Source organism: Streptomyces aurantiacus JA 4570 (genome assembly GCF_000414115.1).
In the GTDB taxonomy this organism is placed as follows: Bacteria; Actinomycetota; Actinomycetes; order Streptomycetales; family Streptomycetaceae; genus Streptomyces; species Streptomyces aurantiacus_A.
The window spans coordinates 16,711-34,770 of the sequence record NZ_AOPZ01000224.1 but is presented as its reverse complement, the minus strand read 5'-3'; the positions used below and the strand labels follow the sequence as shown (position 1 = coordinate 34,770).

Annotated in this window: 15 protein-coding genes and 2 pseudogenes; 10 read left to right on the top strand and 7 right to left on the bottom strand. The window is 73.1% G+C overall.

The genetic code is table 11. The annotated features are described in order from the left end of the window. From STRAU_RS21880 to hmgA, 3 genes and pseudogenes are all read right to left on the bottom strand, one after another. Window positions 1-731 (bottom strand): annotated as a pseudogene (locus tag STRAU_RS21880) (type ISP restriction/modification enzyme); the annotation flags it as partial. Between the two features lie 25 nt (window positions 732-756). Continuing rightward, on the bottom strand, window positions 757-1,506 hold the full coding sequence (locus STRAU_RS21875; protein WP_016642555.1) for a GntR family transcriptional regulator: 750 nt from the start codon (window positions 1,504-1,506) through the stop codon (window positions 757-759). A gap of 52 nt (window positions 1,507-1,558) precedes the next feature. Continuing rightward, window positions 1,559-2,905 (bottom strand): homogentisate 1,2-dioxygenase, encoded by a 1,347-nt coding sequence (gene hmgA / locus STRAU_RS21870; protein WP_016642554.1) that lies wholly within the window; start codon window positions 2,903-2,905, stop codon window positions 1,559-1,561. Window positions 2,906-3,053: 148 nt separating this feature from the next. On the opposite strand from hmgA, the gene STRAU_RS21865 reads away from it, so the two are divergent. From STRAU_RS21865 to STRAU_RS21840, 6 genes and pseudogenes are all read left to right on the top strand, one after another. Further along, window positions 3,054-3,707, top strand: a complete 654-nt coding sequence (locus STRAU_RS21865) for a TetR/AcrR family transcriptional regulator (RefSeq protein ID WP_016642552.1) — start codon at window positions 3,054-3,056, stop codon at window positions 3,705-3,707. A gap of 113 nt (window positions 3,708-3,820) precedes the next feature. Further along, a complete protein-coding gene (locus STRAU_RS21860) occupies window positions 3,821-6,097 on the top strand; it encodes a molybdopterin oxidoreductase family protein (protein ID WP_016642553.1) in 2,277 nt (758 codons plus the stop codon). Between the two features lie 121 nt (window positions 6,098-6,218). Continuing rightward, entirely contained in the window at window positions 6,219-7,691 is a 1,473-nt protein-coding gene (locus STRAU_RS21855) for a CitMHS family transporter (RefSeq protein WP_016642551.1), read from the top strand. After that, window positions 7,691-8,994, top strand: a pseudogene (locus STRAU_RS21850) (MFS transporter). Before STRAU_RS21855 ends, STRAU_RS21850 begins: the two are co-directional and overlap by 1 nt. Window positions 8,995-9,077: 83 nt before the next feature. After that, a complete protein-coding gene (locus tag STRAU_RS21845) occupies window positions 9,078-10,466 on the top strand; it encodes an aldehyde dehydrogenase family protein (RefSeq protein ID WP_016642549.1) in 1,389 nt (462 codons plus the stop codon). Between the two features lie 79 nt (window positions 10,467-10,545). Next, the gene (locus STRAU_RS21840; RefSeq protein WP_016642548.1) at window positions 10,546-11,631 is read left to right on the top strand and encodes a zinc-binding dehydrogenase; all 1,086 of its coding nucleotides are present in this window, start codon (window positions 10,546-10,548) and stop codon (window positions 11,629-11,631) included. Window positions 11,632-11,757: 126 nt separating this feature from the next. Here STRAU_RS21840 and STRAU_RS21835 read toward each other — a convergent pair whose 3' ends face one another. After that, window positions 11,758-12,405, bottom strand: coding sequence for a TetR/AcrR family transcriptional regulator (locus STRAU_RS21835; protein ID WP_037661015.1), 648 nt, complete (start codon window positions 12,403-12,405; stop codon window positions 11,758-11,760). 84 nt (window positions 12,406-12,489) lie between these two features. Here STRAU_RS21835 and STRAU_RS21830 point away from each other — a divergent pair, with 84 nt between their 5' ends. Together STRAU_RS21830 and STRAU_RS21825 are read left to right on the top strand one after the other, a co-directional pair. Beyond that, on the top strand, window positions 12,490-13,641 hold the full coding sequence (locus tag STRAU_RS21830) for an acyl-CoA dehydrogenase family protein (protein WP_037661013.1): 1,152 nt from the start codon (window positions 12,490-12,492) through the stop codon (window positions 13,639-13,641). A gap of 108 nt (window positions 13,642-13,749) precedes the next feature. Next, the gene (locus STRAU_RS21825) at window positions 13,750-14,379 is read left to right on the top strand and encodes a TetR/AcrR family transcriptional regulator (protein WP_016642545.1); all 630 of its coding nucleotides are present in this window, start codon (window positions 13,750-13,752) and stop codon (window positions 14,377-14,379) included. A 7-nt stretch (window positions 14,380-14,386) separates the two neighbouring features. On the opposite strand, the gene STRAU_RS21820 is transcribed toward STRAU_RS21825, so the two are convergent. Then, complete coding sequence (locus STRAU_RS21820; protein ID WP_016642544.1) at window positions 14,387-14,851, bottom strand: MaoC family dehydratase; 465 nt, start codon at window positions 14,849-14,851, stop codon at window positions 14,387-14,389. Window positions 14,852-14,946: 95 nt separating this feature from the next. Here STRAU_RS21820 and soxR point away from each other — a divergent pair, with 95 nt between their 5' ends. Continuing rightward, entirely contained in the window at window positions 14,947-15,408 is a 462-nt protein-coding gene (soxR, locus tag STRAU_RS21815) for a redox-sensitive transcriptional activator SoxR (protein WP_016642543.1), read from the top strand. Between the two features lie 141 nt (window positions 15,409-15,549). Here soxR and STRAU_RS21810 read toward each other — a convergent pair whose 3' ends face one another. Both STRAU_RS21810 and STRAU_RS21805 read right to left on the bottom strand, forming a co-directional pair. After that, window positions 15,550-16,617, bottom strand: a complete 1,068-nt coding sequence (locus STRAU_RS21810; RefSeq protein WP_016642541.1) for an RNA ligase (ATP) — start codon at window positions 16,615-16,617, stop codon at window positions 15,550-15,552. 185 nt (window positions 16,618-16,802) lie between these two features. After that, window positions 16,803-17,504, bottom strand: coding sequence for a 3-keto-5-aminohexanoate cleavage protein (locus STRAU_RS21805; protein WP_037661011.1), 702 nt, complete (start codon window positions 17,502-17,504; stop codon window positions 16,803-16,805). Window positions 17,505-17,534: 30 nt separating this feature from the next. Between STRAU_RS21805 and STRAU_RS21800 the strand changes: the two genes are divergently transcribed. After that, on the top strand, window positions 17,535-18,053 hold the full coding sequence (locus STRAU_RS21800) for a hypothetical protein (protein ID WP_016642540.1): 519 nt from the start codon (window positions 17,535-17,537) through the stop codon (window positions 18,051-18,053). The last annotated feature ends 7 nt before the right edge of the window (window positions 18,054-18,060 follow it).

Genomic DNA, 18,060 nt, shown 5'->3' with positions numbered 1-18,060 from the left:
GCAGCCACCGCAGCCGCCGCCCGGCCGCCACGCCCCGCGCCCACACCCGGCCGTCGGCGGGCAGCGGCACCACGCACCCCGCCGCCGAGGCCCGCGCCGCGGCCAGGACCCACGCGAGCACGTCCTCGGCGGCGACCTCGGCGCCGTACGACCGCGTGAGATACCCCAACAGCCCCGGCGCCAGATTGGGTTCGGCCCCGCCGGGCCGCGGCCCCGCCGGGCCGCCGGAACAGCGGGCGGATCCGGCCCGGCCGCCCGGCGGGCGAGCGGCCGTCGGGGAGCACCGCGGACGCGAGGACCGCGGGCCCCGCGCCGGGGTCGGCGACGTACCCCTGCTCGGTGAGGAAGAGCTGCCCGTCGCCGAGGACGCGCCACAGCTCGGGCCGGGCGACGTCGATGAGCCGGTGGTCGGGGATCAGCCACTGCTCGTCGAAGGGCCCGTGCAGGACGCGGACGGGCTCGGGGCACGGCCCCGTCTCGCGCGCGAGCCGGACGGTGGCGACGTCGTGGCCCGGCAGCTGCGCGACGGCGGTGTGCAGGGTCCGGGACCGCGTGGGCCGCAGCAACACCTCGCGCTCGGCCGCGTCGGCGCGCACGAAGGCGTTCCAGCGGGCCTTCAGGGACGCGGCGTCCGGCGCCATCGGCCACCCGCGCCCGGGCCTGAGAGGCGCGACGGACCACGGCATGAGATCCGCGAGCAGCGGCGCTTCGTCGTGCGTCACGCCCGGCATCGTACGACGGTCCTGGAGGCGGCCATCAGGTCGCGTCCAGGGTGACGGTGAACGAGAACCGGTCCCCGCGGTAGTGGATCCGCGCCACGTCCAGCGCCCGCCCCTGCTCGTCGTACGTGATCCCCGTGTAGTGCAGGATCGGGCTCAGCAGCGGCACTTGGAGGAGGCGGGCGGTCTCCGGGTCGGCGAGGCGGGCCTCGACGGTGTCGGTGATCCGGGAGATGGCCACGCCCACCACGTCCCGCAGCACCTTCGTCATCGGCCAGCGCTCCAGGTCGGCGGGGTCGACGCGGTCGGCGAGGTCGGGGCGGATGTGGTTGCGGGCGTGGTTGGTGGGCTCGCCGGTCTTGGTGTCGCTGCGCAGTCGGTGGTACGTCGCCACGTGGTCCACGTCCGGGAAGTACTCGGCGAGTTCGGCGGGCACCGGCTCCTGCCCGTGGGACAGGAGCTTGGTGTCCATGCCGGACTGCTGCGCCACGATGGCGTCCACCGAGCCGAGCAGCCGCACCGGTGAGCCGCGCTGCGCCCCCGGCTCGATGAACGTGCCGCGCCGCCGGTGCCGGGTGATCAGGCCCTCGTCCTCCAGCTCCTTGAGGGCCTGCCGCATGGTCAGCACGCTGACGCCGTAGTGCCCCGCCAGCTGCTCCTCGGTGGGCAGGCGCAGCGGGGCATCCGGCGTCCGGCCGAGTATCGAGGCGCGCAGCGACTGCGAGACCTGATACCAGAGCGGCAGCTTTCGGTTCAGGACGATCGAGTCCGGGGCGAAAGCGGTCACGTGGAACTCCGTACTTCCGTGAGGACGCGGACGGCGGCCGGAAGTGGTGGAACTACGGCCGGAAATGACGCTCCAGACCCTGCCACACGTCGTCGTAGGCGCGCTGCAGGTGGTCCGCCGTCGCCGCCTGCTCGGTGGCCGTGACGGGCCAGCGCGTCTCGAACATGAAGGCAAGCCCGTCGTCGATCTTCTGCGGCTTCAGCTCGGCGGCGCTGGCCCGCTCGAAGGTCTCACGGTCGGGTCCGTGCGCCGACATCATGTTGTGCAGGGAGCCGCCGCCCGGAACAAAGCCCCCCTTTCCAGCAGTCTTGGCGTCGTACGCGCCCTCGATGAGGCCCATGTACTCGCTCATCACGTTCCGGTGGAAGTACGGCGGCCGGAAGGTGTCCTCGCCCACCAGCCAGCGCGGCGCGAACACGACGAAGTCGACGCCCGCGAGGCCCGGGGTGTCCGACGGCGAGGTGAGCACCGTGAAGATCGACGGGTCCGGGTGGTCGTAGCTGATGCTGCCGATGACGTTGAAGCGGTGCAGGTCGTACACGTACGGGACGTGGTTGCCGTGCCAGGCCACGACGTCGAGCGGGGAGTGGCCGTACGTGGCCGACCAGAGGTTGCCGCAGAACTTGTTGACCACCTGGACCGGGCCCGCGGCGTCTGAATCGTCCTCGTACGCCGCCACCGGGGCCTTGAAGTCCCGGGCGTTCGCGAGGCCGTTGGCGCCGATCGGGCCGAGGTCGGGGAGCTGGAAGGGCGCGCCGTAGTTCTCGCAGACGTACCCCCGGGCACTCGCGTCGAGCAGTTCCACGCGGAAGCGGACGCCGCGCGGGATCAGGGCGACGTGGCCGGGCTCGGCGCTCAGCAGGCCGAACTCCGTGCGCAGCAGCAGGCCGCCGTGCTCGGGCACGATGAGCAGTTCGCCGTCGGCGTCGCTGAACACGCGGTCGCTCATGGAGGAGTTGGCGTGGTAGAGGTGCACCGCCATGCCCGTGCGCTGGGTGGCGTCGCCGTTGCCGCCGAGCGTCCACAGGCCGGCCAGCCAGTCCGTGCCGGGCGCGGGCTCCGGCAGCGGGTTCCAGCGCAGCCGGTTGGGGTCCGGGACGGTCTCGGTGAAGGGGGCCGTGCGGATCGCGCCGTTGTCGATCCGCGTGAACGCCGGGTGGGCGGCCGAGGGGCGGATGCGATACAGCCAGGAGCGGCGGTTGTGGGCGCGCGGCTCGGTGAACGCGCTGCCGCTGAGCTGTTCCGCGTACAGCCCGAGGGGGGCGCGCTGGGGCGAGTTGCGGCCGTGCGGCAGGGCGCCGGGCACGGCCTCCGAGCTGTGTTCGTTGCCGAATCCGGAGAGGTGGCTCAGCCCCTCGGCGGTCTTGCGTGCGTCGTCCCTGGGGTGGTCCCCGCTCATGACAGCTCCTCGGCTCCCCGGCCGGGGATCCCTGATCCCCGACTCCTGATTCCTATGGAACACCGTAGGATTCGCGATTTCCTCGCGCAAGAGGATCGATCACATGGGAACGGTGCTCTACTCTCCCGGGATGGCCGAATCTCCCGGGATGGCCGAACGGCGTGCCCCCGAGTCCCCGCCCGCAGCCGCGCCCGCGCCCGCCCCCGCGGCCCTGCGCCGGGCCCCCGTCCAGCGCCGCAGCGCCCAGCGCCTCACCCGCATCCTCGACGCCTGCGCGGACCTCCTCGACGAGACGGGCTACGAGGACCTGACCACCCGCCTTGTCGCGGAGCGCGCGGGCGTGCCCATCGGCTCCGTCTACCGCTTCTTCGGCAACAAGCGCGCCCTGGTCGACGCGCTGGCCCAGCGCAACCTGGAGCGCTATGCCGAACGGGTCACCCGCAGGCTCGCGGCGGCCGGGTCGGCCGGCTGGCGCACGGCCCTCGACGTGCTGCTCGACGAGTACCTCGCCATGAAACGCACCGCCCCCGGCTTCTCCCTGGTCGACTTCGGCACCCAGATCCCCGTCGGCGACCCCGGGGCCGCCCCCAACCACCGCGTCGCCGACCGCCTCACCGACCTGCTCTCCGCCTACCTCGACCGCACCCCCGACCCGGCCCTGCGGCGCACGTTCCTGGTCGCCGTCGAGACCGCCGACGCGCTGTTCCGCCTGGCCTTCCGCATCGACCCGGCGGGGGACGAGGCGGTCGTCGCGGAGATCCGGGTGCTGCTGCGGGCCTATCTGGCGCGGACGCTGGACTGAGAGGGCTCCCCAGCGGGCGCCCCCGCTGTTCCCCCCGCTGCTCCCTCGCCAGCGTGCATACCGGTCGGTATGCTCGACCCGTCTGCGCCGCCGCTGCCGCCCTGGAGGCCCCCATGCCCCGCACCGCCCTGCGCATCTGCCCCCTCTGCGAAGCCACCTGCGGACTCACCCTCACCGTCGAAGGCCCCCGGGTGACCGGGGTGCGCGGAGACAAGGACGACGTGTTCAGCCACGGGTTCATCTGCCCCAAGGGCGCCTCCTTCGGGGCGGCCGACGGCGATCCGGACCGGCTGCGGCGACCTCTCGTACGCAAGAACGGGACGCTGGAGGAGGCCAGTTGGGAGGAGGCGTTCGACGCCGTCGCGGCGGGCATCCGGCCGGTGGTCGAGCGGTACGGGCCGCACGCCGTGGGCGTGGTGCTCGGCAACCCGAACGTGCACACCATGGCGGGCGCCCTCTATCCGCCGCTGCTGCTCGCCGGGCTCGGCACCCGCAGCCTGTTCACCGCCAGCACCGTCGACCAGATGCCCAAGCACGTCTCCAGCGGCCTGCTCTTCGGCGACGCGCTCGCCATCCCCGTACCGGACCTGGACCGTACGGACCATCTGCTGATGCTCGGCGCCAACCCCCTGGACTCCAACGGCAGCCTGTGCACCGCGCCCGACTTCCCCGGCAGGCTGAAGGCGCTGCGCGCCCGCGGCGGGACGCTCACCGTCGTCGACCCGCGCCGCACCCGCACCGCGAAGCTGGCCGACCGGCACGTGGCGATCCGGCCCGGCACGGACGCGCTGCTGCTCGCGGCGATGGCCCAGGTCCTGTTCGCGGACGGCCTCGTCGCGCTGGGCGGGCTCGCCGAGCACGTCACGGGGGTCGGGCAAGTCGCCGACGCCGTACGGGACTTCACCCCCGAAGCCGTCGCCGCGGCCTGCGACGTGCCCGCCGCCACCATCCGCGAGCTCGCCCGTGAGCTGGCCGCCGCGCCCACCGCCGCCGTGTACGGACGCGTCGGCGCGAGCACCGTCGCGTTCGGCACCCTCACCTGCTGGCTCGTCGACGTACTGAACGTCCTCACCGGCAACCTCGACCGGCCCGGCGGCGCGATGTTCCCGCTCGCCGCCACGGACCGGGCCCCGCGGCCCGCGGGCCCCGGCAAGGGGTTCGCCCTGGGGCGCTGGCGCAGCCGGGCGAGCGGGCACCCGGAGGCGAAGGGCGAGCTGCCGATCGCCGCCCTCGCGGAGGAGATCGACACGCCGCCCCGCGCGGACGACGGAGGTCTCGGCGCGAGCCCCGTCCGCGCCGTCGTCGCCGTCGCCACCAACCCCGTCCTGTCCGCCCCCGACGGCGACCGCCTCGACAAGGCGCTGTCCTCCCTGGACTTCATGGTCAGCGTGGATCCGTACCTGAACGAGACCTCACGCCACGCGCACGTCGTCCTGCCGCCGCCCCCGCCCTCCCAGAGCGCCCACCACGACTTCGCCTTCAACGCCTTCGCCGTCCGCAACCAGGTCCGCTACACCCGCCCCGCGGTCCCCCTGGAGGAGGGGCGGATGGCGGAGACGGAGATCCTGGCCCGGCTGGTGCTGGCCGCGACGGGCATGCACGGGGCGGACCCGGAGGCCGTCGACGACCTCGCGATCGACCGGACGCTCGGCAAGGCCGTCACCGAGCCGCACGCGCGCGTGCACGGCCGCGACCCCAAGGAACTCGCGGGGCTCCTCACCGGCGAGAACGGCCCCGAGCGGCGCCTGGACATGATGCTGCGCCTCGGCCCGTACGGCGACGGATTCGGCGCCGACCCCGACGGACTCGGCCTCCGGAGCCTCCTCGACCACCCGCACGGCATCGACCTCGGCCCCCTCGGCCCGCGCATCCCGCAGCTCCTCAAGACCCGCAGCGGCCGCGTCGAGCTGCTGCCGGAACCGATCGCGGCGGACCTGCCGCGGCTGGCCCGGTCTCTGGACGCCGACCCGGCCGCCGCGCTCGTCCTGGTGGGCCGCCGCCATCTGCGCTCCAACAACAGCTGGATGCACAACGTCCCCGCCCTCATGGGCGGCTCCAACCGCTGCACCCTGCACGTCCACCCGGAGGACGCCGTCCGGCTCGGGCTCGAAGACGGCGCCCACGCGCGCGTGAGCGCCGCCGGCGGCGAGATCGCCGTCCCCGTCGAGGTCACCGACGCCGTGCGCCCTGGCGTCGTCAGCCTGCCGCACGGCTGGGGCCACGACCGGCCCGGCACCCGCCTGACCGTGGCGGGCGCCGACCCGGGCGCCAACGTCAATCAGCTCCTGGACGGCACGCTCCTCGACCCGCTCTCCGGCACCGCCGTGCTCAACGGCTTCCCGGTGGCCCTCACCCCGCTGACCTCGCCGCCCCTAGCGCAAACGCGCTGACCTGGAGTTTTGCGCTTATTGCTCGGACGTCAACATCTTGTTAACGCTCCATGGCGAGTCCTACGTTCATCCGAACCGCCAGACCTGGTGGTAGTTCGATGGTGAACGATAGGTAGCCCCCATGCTGACAATCCTCGGATTCGTCATGATCGCCACGTTCCTGGTGCTGATCATGATGAAGAAGATGTCGCCGATCGCGGCACTGGTGCTCATCCCCGCGCTGTTCTGCGTCTTCGTAGGAAAGGGCGCCCACCTCGGGGACTACGTCCTCGACGGCGTCGGCAATCTCGCGCCCACGGCCGCCATGCTCATGTTCGCCATCGTGTACTTCGGCGTCATGATCGATGTCGGCCTGTTCGACCCGATCGTCCGCGGCATCCTGCGCTTCTGCAAGGCGGACCCGATGCGGATCGTCGTCGGCACGGCGGTGCTCGCCGCGATCGTCTCGCTGGACGGCGACGGCTCCACCACCTTCATGATCACGGTCTCGGCGATGTATCCGCTGTACAAGCGGCTGAAGATGAGCCTCGTCGTGATGACCGGCGTCGCCGCCACCGCCAACGGCGTGATGAACACGCTGCCCTGGGGCGGCCCCACGGCCCGCGCGGCCACCGCGCTCAAGGTCGACGCCGCCGACATCTTCGTCCCCATGATCCCGGCGCTCGCCTGCGGCCTCGTCGCCGTCTTCGTCCTGTCGTACGCACTCGGTCTGCGCGAGCGCAGGCGGCTCGGGGTGCTGTCGCTCGACGAGGTGCTCGAGACCGAGACGCGGGCCGGTGAGCCGGTGCTCGTGGGGGCGGGCGGCGAGGCGGCCGCCGGGCGTGTCAGCTTCACCAAGGGCGGCAACTCCGCCTCCGCGGGCGCCGGTCCGGGCTCCTCCGGTGGTCCGGGTGCGGGTGCCGACGCCTCCCGTCCGGCCGAGGCGGACGCCGAATCCGATGACGACGACGGCTTCCAGGGGCTCGACCCCGACCGCCCCACCCTGCGGCCCAAGCTCTACTGGTTCAACGCGGCGCTTACGGTCCTCCTCCTCACCGCCATGATCATGGAGTGGCTGCCGATCCCGGTCCTGTTCCTGCTCGGCGCGGCCCTCGCCCTCACGGTCAACTTCCCGCACATGCCCGACCAGAAGGCCCGCATCGCCGCCCACGCCGAGAACGTACTCAACGTCACCGGCATGGTCTTCGCCGCCGCCGTCTTCACCGGCGTGCTCACCGGCACCGGCATGGTCGACCACATGGCCGACTGGCTCGTCGGCACCATCCCGGACGGCATGGGCGGCCAGATGGGCCTGGTGACGGGCCTCCTCTCGATCCCGCTCACCTACTTCATGTCCAACGACGGCTTCTACTTCGGCGTCCTGCCGGTCCTCGCCGAGGCGGGCCAGGCCCACGGCGTCTCCTCGCTGGAGATCGCCCGCGCCTCCATCGCGGGCCAGGCCCTGCACATGTCGAGCCCGCTCGTGCCCGCCGTGTACGTCCTCGTGGGCATGGCCAAGGTCGAGTTCGGCGACCACACCCGGTTCACCGTCAAGTGGGCCGTGCTCACCTCGCTGGTGGTGCTCGGCGCCGGGATCCTCTTCGGCATCATCTGATGCGGTACGGACGCGGTGGCGGGCCCCGGCCGACCGGCCGGTGCTGGCTGCTGCGTCTCGTCATCGCCTTCAGCTTCGCGCAGGGGGCGGTGTCGATGGCGCGGCCCGCCGTCTCCTACCGGGCCCTGTCCCTGGGCGCCGACGAACGCGCGATCGGCGTCATCGCGGGCGTGTACGCGCTGCTCCCCCTCTTCGCCGCCGTGCCGCTCGGCCGCCGCACCGACCCTCCCGCCGCACCGACCACGGGCGGTGCGCGCCGCTGCTGCCCGTCGGCGTCGCGCTCATCGCGGGCGGGTGCGCGCTCGGCGGCACGGCGACCTCGCTCGGCGCGCTCGCCGCCTGGAGCGGCGTCATGGGGCTCGGCCACCTCTGCTTCGTCATCGGCGCCCAGTCGATCGTGGCCCGGCAGTCCGCCCCGGCCGAACAGGACCGGAACTTCGGCCACTTCACCATCGGCGCGTCCCTCGGCCAGCTCGTGGGACCCATCGCCGCGGGCGCCCTCATCGGCCCCGACATGGACCGCAGCAGCGCGCTGGCGCTGGTGGTCTCGTCCGCCGTCGCCGCGGCCGCGGTCACCTCGCTGTGGCGGATCGAGTACGTGGGCGGGGCGCCGGCGCCGCGGTCTCCCGAAGCCGAAGCCGAAGCCGAAGCCGAAGCCGGGGCCGGGGCGGCGGTGGAGCGGGCCGCCAAGGTTCCCGTGCTCGGGATCCTGCGGGCGCGGGGCGTGCCCGCGGGCATCTTCATCAGCCTCGCCGTGCTCTCCGCGACGGACATCCTCACCGCGTACCTGCCGGTCGTCGGCGAGCACCGGGGCATCGCGCCCGCGACCGTCGGGGTGCTGCTGAGTCTGCGGGCGGGCGCCACGATCGCCTGCCGTCTGGTGATGACACCGCTCCTGCGGGTCCTTGGACGGCGTGCGCTCATCGCCGTCACGTGTCTGCTGGGCGGGGTGCTGTGCGCCGGGGTGGCGCTGCCGGTGCCCGTGTGGGCGCTCGCCGTCATGCTCGCGCTGCTCGGCTTCTGCCTCGGCGTCGGCCAGCCGCTGTCCATGACGACCGTCGTGCGGGCGGCGCCCGCGGCGGCGCGGTCCACGGCGCTGGCGCTGCGGCTCACCGGGAACCGGCTCGGGCAGGTGGCGGCGCCCGCCGGGGCCGGGGCGATCGCCGGGGTGGCGGGGGTGGGGGCGCCCTTCGTCATGCTGGGTGTGCTGCTCCTGGCCGCGGCGGGTCTGGGCCTGCGACGCGACGCCCCCGAGGGCGGGCCATCCTCGCCCGCCGAGAGGGCCCTGGCGGAGAAAAACTAACGGCGCTAGTTTGGGTGCGCACGGGAGCACGACGAGCACCGCCGGGCGCGCACCGCCGCCAGGTCACGTTGGGGAGGAATGGGATGAAGGCCCACGACGGGATGTACATCGCGGGCGCGTGGCGCCCCGCCGCGACGGGGGACACGATCCCCGTCGTGAACCCGGCGGACGAAGAGGTCGTCGCCCACGTACCGGCGGGCACCGCGGAGGACGTGGACGCCGCCGTACGCGCGGCCCGCGCCGCCCTCCCCGCCTGGTCGGCGACCCCGCCCGCGGAACGCGCGGCGAGGATCGGCGCCGTCCGCGACGGCCTGGTCGCCCGCAAGGACGAGATCGCCGCGACCGTCACCGCCGAACTGGGCGCCCCGCTCCCCTTCTCGGAGGCCGTGCACGCGGGCGTCCCGATCATGGTCGCCGGTTCCTACGCGGACCTCGCGGCCACGTACCCCTTCGAGGAGAAGGTCGGCAACTCCACGGTCTACGCCGAGCCCGTCGGCGTGGTCGGCGCGATCACGCCGTGGAACTACCCGCTGCACCAGATCGTCGCCAAGGTCGCCCCCGCCCTCGCCGCGGGCTGCACGGTGGTCCTCAAGCCCGCCGAGGACACCCCGCTGACGGCCCAGCTCTTCACGGAGATCGTGCACGAAGCGGGCCTGCCCGCGGGCGTGTTCAACCTCGTCACCGGCCTCGGCCCGGTCGCGGGCCAGGCCCTCGCCGCGCACGACGACGTCGACCTGGTCTCGTTCACCGGCTCCACGGCCGTTGGCAAGCAGATCGGCGCGACCGCGGGCGCGGCCGTCAAGCGCGTCGCCCTCGAACTCGGCGGCAAGTCCGCCAACGTCATCCTGCCGAGCGCCGACCTCGCGAAGGCCGTGAACGTCGGCGTCGCGAACGTCATGGCCAACTCCGGCCAGACGTGCAGCGCCTGGACCCGGATGCTGGTGCACACCTCGCGGTACGAGGAGGCGGTGGACCTTGCCCGCAAGGCGGCCGCCAAGTACGGCGACCGCATCGGCCCCGTCGTCAGCGCCAAGCAGCAGGCCCGCGTCCGCGGCTACATCGAGCGCGGTGTCGAGGAGGGCGCGCGCCTCGTCGCGGGCGGGCCCGAAGCACCGCGCGAGCAGGGCTACTTCGTCAGCCCCACCGTCTTCGCCGACGTCACCCCCGGCATGACCATCGCCCAGGAGGAGATCTTCGGCCCGGTCGTCTCCCTCATCCGGTACGAGGACGAGGCCGACGCCGAGACCATCGCCAACGGCACGGTGTACGGCCTCGCGGGCGCGGTGTGGGCCGGCGACGACGCGGAGGCCGTGGCGTTCGCCCGCCGGCTGCAGACCGGGCAGGTCGACATCAACGGCGGCAGCTTCAACCCCCTGGCGCCGTTCGGCGGTTACAAGCAGTCCGGCGTGGGCCGGGAGCTGGGCGCGCACGGTCTCGCGGAGTATCTCCAGACCAAGTCGCTGCAGTTCTAAGACAGTCTCCAAGGCCATCGAGGCCCCACCAAAGGTCATTGTCGAGGCCCCGCCAAAGGTCATTGAGGAGTACGCCATCGTGGTCCGCGTCCGCGCCGCCGTCCTGCCCGCCGTCGGTGCTCCCCTGGAGATCGCCGAGATCGACCTGCCCGAGCCGGGCCCCGGCCAGGTGCGGGTGCGCCTGGCCGCCGCCGGGGTGTGCCACTCCGACCTGTCCCTGACCAACGGCACGATGCGGGTGCCCGTACCGGCGGTGCTCGGGCACGAGGGCGCTGGCACCGTGGTGTCCGTGGGGGAGGGCGTCACCCATGTCGCCCCCGGCGCCGGCGTGGTCCTGAACTGGGCGCCGTCCTGCGGGAGTTGCCACGCCTGCGGGCTCGGCGAGGTGTGGCTGTGCGGCAGCGCCCTCGCGGGCGCGGGCGAGGTGTACGCGCGGCGGGCCGACGGCACCGGGCTGCACCCCGGCCTGAACGTCGCCGCGTTCGCGGAGGAGACGGTGGTGGCGGCGAACTGCGTCCTTCCGGTGCCCGACGGTATCCCGCTCACCGACGCGGCGCTGCTCGGCTGCGCGGTCCTGACCGGGTACGGGGCCGTGCACCACTCGGCGCGTGTCCGCGAGGGTGAGACGGTGGCCGTGTTCGGCGTCGGCGGAGTGGGCCTGGCCACGCTCCAGGCCGCCCGGATCGCCGGGGCGGCGCGGGTCGTCGCGGTCGACGTGTCCGCGGAGAAGGAGGGGCTGGCGCGTGCGGCCGGGGCCACGGAGTACGTGGTCGCGTCCGAGACCACCGCCAAGGACATCCGGAAACTGACAGGCGGTCACGGCGTCGACGTGGCCGTGGAGTGCGTGGGCCGCGCGGTGACCATCCGCGCGGCCTGGGAGTCCACCCGGCGCGGTGGGCGCACCACGGTCGTCGGCATCGGCGGCAAGGATCAGCAGGTCACCTTCAACGCCCTGGAGATCTTCCACTGGGGCCGCACCCTGTCCGGCTGCGTCTACGGCAACTCCGACCCGGCCGTCGACCTCCCCGTACTCGCCGCCCACATCCGGGCGGGCCGCCTCGACCTCACCGGTCTCGTGACCGACCGCATCGCCCTCGACGGCATCCCGGCAGCATTCGAGAACATGCTGGCGGGGAAGGGCGGGCGAGCGCTGGTGGTGTTCTGAGGGGCCCTGCCGGGGGCTCCGCCCCCGGACCCCCGTATCGCCGCTGCGCGGCTCGTCCTCAATCGCCGGACGGGCTATTTCTAAGGAGCGGGGGTTCGGGGGCGGAGCCCCCGTGGCGGTGACCCCTCACCCCGCCCGCCCCGCCGGCAGGCGCTCGTACTGGACGGCCAAGCCGTCCAACAGCGCCCGCAGCCCCGCCTCGAAGGCCCTCTCGTCCACGAGCTGCTGGTGCTCGGCGAGGAGGTGGGCCTGCCCCAGGTGGGGATAGTCGGCGGGGTCGTACGCCGTCTCGTCGTCGACGAAGCCGCCGGCGAAGGAGCCGAGGGCGGACCCCATGATGAAGTACCGCATCAGCGCGCCGATCGACGTGGCCTGGGCCGGCGGCCACCCCGCGTCGACCATGGCGCCGAACATCACGTCGGCGAGCCGCAGCCCGGCAGGACGCCGCCCGGGACCGCGGGCCAGGACGGGCACGATGTTCGGGTGCAGCGTGAGGGCGGCGCGGTAGGAGACGGCCCAGTCGTGCAGCGCGGTGCGCCAGTCGCGGCCGTCCTCGAACATCGACAGATCGACCTGCGCGCTCACCGAGTCCGCGACGGCCTCCAGGATCTGGTCCTTGGTGCGGAAGTGGTTGTAGAGCGAGGGCCCGCTGACCCCCAGCTCGGCGGCGAGCCGACGGGTGGAGAGCGCCGCGAGGCCCTCCGCGTCCACGAGGGCGCGCGCCGCGTCCACGATGCGATCTCGACTGAGGAGGGGCTTGCGCGGTCGGGCCATGCGGCACATAGTAGGGCTGCCAACAGAAACTAGCAGTGCTAATTTAAGTCCGGAGCAGCGGGCGGAAGAGTGTGGGGTGCCGCGATGAACCTGGAGCTCAGCGAGGAGCAGGAGGCCGTCCGGCGGCTCGCCGAGGACTTCGTCGCGCGCGAGATCTCCCCGCACGTGACCGCCTGGGACCGTGCGGAGAGCGTCGACAAGTCGATCGTGCGACGCCTCGGCGAGGTCGGCTTCCTGGGGCTGACGATCGACGAGGAGTACGGCGGCTCGGGCGGCGACCACCTGGCGTACTGCCTGGTGACGGAGGAGCTGGGACGCGGCGACTCCTCGGTGCGCGGCATCGTGTCGGTCTCGCTCGGCCTGGTGGCGAAGTCCGTCGCGGCCTGGGGGAGCGAGGAGCAGAAGCGGCGCTGGCTGCCGGGGCTGACCTCCGGCGAGTATGTTGGCTGCTTCGGCCTGACCGAGCCCGGCACCGGATCCGACGCGGGGAATCTGGCCACCCGGGCCGTTCGTGACGGGGACGCGTACGTCGTGAACGGGTCCAAGATGTTCATCACCAACGGGACCTGGGCGGATGTGGTGCTCCTGTTCGCGCGCACCAACGACACCCCCGGCCACAAGGGCGTCTCCGCCTTTCTGTTGCCCACCGACACCCCCGGCCTGACCCGCCGCCCCGTCCACGGCAAGCTCGGCCTGCGCGGCCAGGCCACCGCCGAGCTGGTCCTCGAGGACGTACGGGTCCCGGCGGACGCGATGCTGGCGCCCGAGGGCAAGGGGTTCTCGGTCGCCATGTCGGCCCTGGCCAAGGGGCGGATGTCGGTGGCCGCCGGATGCGTGGGCATCGCCCGGGCGGCCCTCGACGCGGCGGTCGCGTACGCGGGCGAGCGCGAGCAGTTCGGCAAGAGCATCGCCCGCCACCAGCTCGTGCAGGAGCTGATCAGCGACATCGCGGTGGACGTCGACGCGGCCCGGCTGCTCACCTGGCGGGTCGCCGACCTAGTCGACCGGGGGCAGCCCTTCGCCACCGAGTCCTCGAAGGCCAAGCTGTTCGCGTCGGAGGCCGCGGTGCGCGCCGCGAACAACGCCCTCCAGGTCTTCGGCGGCTACGGCTACATCGACGAGTACCCGGTCGGCAAACTGCTGCGCGACGCCCGCGTGATGACCCTCTACGAAGGCACCAGCCAGATCCAGAAGCTGGTCATCGGGCGGGCCCTGACGGGCGTGTCCGCGTTCTGAGGCGCTGATTCAGGCCCGCGCGCCCCCGCCCGGGCGACCGCCCACTTGCCTAAGCGCTTGCTCACCTTCAGGGTAGGGTGTCTGTCCTGAACGGTGGAAGGAGCGCGCATGGGTGCGGCGCAGGAGACCCTCGGCGAGGAACAGCCGTGGGCCGAGGTCAGTCCCGACGCGGCGAGGCGGCTGCTCGTCGCGGCGGTCGGGGCCTTCGCCGAGCGCGGCTATCACGCGACGACGACACGGGACATCGCCGGCCGCGCGGGCATGAGCCCCGCCGCGCTCTACATCCACTACAAGACGAAGGAAGAGCTCCTTCACCGCATCAGCAGGCTGGGCCACGACAAGGCGCTCACCATCCTGCGCACGGCCGCCGACAGCGACGGCACCGCGGCCGAGCGGCTCTCCGCCGCCGTACGCTCCTTCGTCCGCTGGCACGCCGGGCACCACACGACCGCCCGGGTCGTGCAGTACGAGCTGGACGCGCTCGGCGAGGAGCACCGCACCGAGATCGTGGCCCTGCGCCGCCAGTCCGACGCCGCGGTGCGCGAGATCATCAACGACGGGGTGCGCGCGGGCGAGTTCGACGTCCCCGACGTGCCCGGCACGACGCTCGCCGTGCTGTCGCTGTGCATCGACGTCGCCCGCTGGTTCAACGTCGCGGGCCGCCGGACGCCGGACGAGGTCGGCGCGCTGTACGCCGACCTCGTGCTGCGGATGGTGGGGGCGAGCCCTCAGAAGTAGCCAGTCCTCAGAAGTAGTAGCGGGACACCGACTCCGCCACGCAGGCCGGCTTGCCGCCGTCCTCGCGCTCGACGGTCACGGTCGTCGTCACCTGGACGCCGTCGTCCTTCGTCGGCTCGACCTCCGTCAGCACGGCGGTCGCGCGCACCCGCGAGCCCACGGGCACCGGCGAGGGGAAACGGACCTTGTTCGTGCCGTAGTTGAGGCCCATCCGCATCCCCTGCACCCGCATCACCTGCGGTACGAGGGCCGGCAGCAGGGACAGCGTCAGATAGCCGTGCGCGATGGTCGTCCCGAACGGGCCCGTGGCCGCCTTCTCCGGGTCGACATGGATCCACTGGTGGTCACCGGTGGCGTCCGCAAACAGGTCGATCCGCTTCTGGTCGATCTCCAGCCAGTCGCTGTACCCGAGCTGTTCGCCCACCGCGGCGCGCAGCTCGTCGGCTGACGTGAAGATCCTCGGCTCTGCCATGTCCCCGGCCTCCCGGACGTAGGTGTACTAAGCGCTTGCTCAGCATGCTGGGTGCCGCCGACCGCTGTCAACGGACCACCAGTAGGCTTCGAGGAGTGCCACAGATCCCAGAGAAGGTCCACGAACTCACGGTCGGACAGCTCGCCGCGCGCAGTGGCGCGGCAGTGTCCGCCCTGCACTTCTACGAGTCCAAAGGGCTCATCAGCAGCCGGCGCACCTCGGGCAACCAGCGGCGGTATCACCGCGACACGTTGCGCCGTGTCGCGTTCATCCGGGCCGCCCAGCGGGTGGGGATTCCGCTCGCCACGATCCATGACGCGCTCGCGGAGCTGCCCGAGGGGCGGACGCCGACGCGGGAGGACTGGGCGCGGCTCTCCCAGACGTGGCGGTCCGAGCTCGACGAGCGCATTCAGCAGCTCGGGCGGCTGCGGGACCATCTCACCGACTGCATCGGCTGCGGCTGTCTCTCCCTGGAGACGTGTGTGCTGTCCAACCCGGACGACGTCTTCGGCGACCGGCTCGTGGGCTCCCGCCTGATGGGAGAACGCCGTCAGTAGCGGCTCCTCTCGGATGTGCCGGGTGAGTCTGAGCCCGTCCGGCGATTGAGGACGAGGCCGCAGGCCGACCGGCGGGAGGCGCCCCACCCGAAGAGGCGCCCCACCCGGACGGGACACCCACCTGCGCGGCACGGCGCCCGGCTACTCGTACTCCGTACCGCCCTTCCGCGTCAGGTACGCCCCGCTGACCACCTTCGCGATCGCCCGGCCCCCGGTCACGGGGCTGTACCGCTCGGGTGCGGCCCGGACGACCACGCCCTCCCGGAGGTGGAGGCCACGGCCGGACACGGTCTCCCGGCCCGAGGCCAGGTCGAGGACGGCGGCCGGGTCGTAGGGACCGGCGTACAGCCGCGGCACGAGCGGGAGTTCGCCGGCCAGGACGTCCGCCGCGTCGAGCCAGCGCACGGCGCCGTCCACCTCGGCGGCGACGTCGAACACCGCGTAGCCGAGGGTGTCGCGCCGGCCGTCGGCGCCGTAGTGCAGATCCTGCACCCCGGCGCCGTACACCTCGCCGAAGACACCGACCCGCCGCGCCCCGAGCCGGGCCGCGAGGCGCGCCGCGGCGCCGGGCACGTCGTGGCCGCGGACCGCCCGCCAGTACAGGTTCAGCGGATTCTCCTTGAGAGCCAGGGACTTGGACCCGAAGCCCTTGGAGGAGACCCGCACGCGGTCCTCGTCGGCGACGTACGTGAGCAGGCACGCGGAACCGTGCAGCTTCTCCGTGACGGTGACGGGCTCGCCGGGGGCGAACACGTCGGGGTAGCGCTGCAGGTTCTCGATGTCGACCCAGGGCAGCAGGTCGGGGGCGGACTCCACGTCGCCGTTCATGGTCGGCGGTATCGGCGGCACCCACTTGATGATGCCGAGCCGCTCCGCGAAGTCCGTGCCGTCGGCCGCCGCCCGCGCCAGGTCCACGCCGGCCAGCGCGCGCGGCCTGCACACGATGCCCTGGGACAGCTCGCCGCGCAGCCGCACCGCCTTGACCCGGTCCGCGTTCCCGCCCGCGAGGCGCCCCGTCAGACCCAGCTCGTCGATCAAGCGGGCGGGCAGGAGGGCCTGTTCGGGGATGTAGAGGGCGCTCTCACCGGTGCGGTAGGCGCCCTTCGCGACGACGGCCCGGTACAGGCCCACCTGGGCCAGTTCGAGGGCGTCGGCGTTGGGATGCTCGTGGATGGTCAGCACTTCGGCGGTGACGCGCAGCGTCGACATGTCCGTACTCCTCGGGACGGCTCCAGGGCGCGCGGGGGCGCGGAGCCCGGTGGCTCAGTCGTGTTTCATCGCCACCAACTGTCCCGGCGGGAAAACGCGCTGACCACCGAATATCCGTCTGCTACGGTCACGCCCGCCCCACGGCGGGACCGGCGCGAGAGCGGCGCCGCCGAGCCGCCCCGCCCTCACCGCCCCAGCGCCGCCGCCACCAACTCCGCGTTGGAGCCCGCCCGTTCCCCGCCCGGCAGCACCAGCGTGTCCTCCAGGCCGATCCGCCGCCCCAGGCCGAGCCGCCCCGCCAGGGCGAGCACCGGCCACGCCCCGCCCTCCTCGCCGTGCAGCAGCACCGGCCGCCCGTGCGCGCCGCCGATCCGCGCGAGCAGGTCCCGGGCGGACGCCTCGGCCGTCGCCGCGTCGTGGTCGGTGACCTCCGCGAGGACCCGCAGCACCCGCGGCCCGAGCGGCGACGCCGCGAACCGCTCGGCGCCGTCGGTGCCGGACCAGACGCCCGCCTCGACCCCGACACCGCGCTCCAGCAGGGCCCGCGCCACCTCCTCCGCGCCCGGCTCGTGCCAGTTGACCGACGCGTGGTCGGGCAGCACGGTCCACGCGCGCACCCGCGCGACCCGCGCCGCCGGATCGGGTTCGGCCCACGCGCCGGTGGTCACCCCGACGGTCACGGCGACGGCGGCGCGCAGCGCCGCCAGCGTGGCCGCGACAGGTCCGGGCGCCAAGGTGTCTTCCCCACAAGGGGACTTGGGGTGTACATGGACATCGAGTGCGCCGGCGCCGACCGCCTCGGCCGCCGACGCCGCCAGGGCGCCGGGCGACAGCGGCACGGCCGCGCCGTCGTCCGCGCCCCGGGCACCGTTCAGACATACCTGCATCGATCCATCACATCACGGGGGAGGCACCGGATGAGCGTCGCCATCTGTTCGCTGAAGTGGGAAGCCGCCCGCAGCGGACGCCAGAAGATCACGTACGACAAGGACGGGTACCACCTCGTGCGCTTCCCGTACGTCACGGGCGAGGAGGCGTACGACCCCTGGCGGATGCACGACCCGATGCACGGCGCCACCAGCCCGTCGAAGTTCCCCGACGCCCGCTCGGGGCTGATCTGGCCGAGCCACGACGGGTGGGGCACGCTGACGGCGCTGGTCTTCTGGGAGCCGGACAACCGGCCGACGGAGTACCGCTCGCGCTTCGTGCGCGATCCGCTGAACCTGTCGACGGGCTACGACTCCACGGCCACCACCGACACGGTCCCCACCCGCGGCGGGCAGTACCGCTCGTACTCCTGGCAGATGTTCGTGCACCCGGGGACCCCCGTGGGCCTGAAGATATCCGCGCGCGGCCCGGGCGACGTGAAGATCGCCGCGCCGCTGATGCTGGCCGAGTTGAAGCTGGCCATACAGACGGACGTCGTCAGGCCCTGAGACCGGG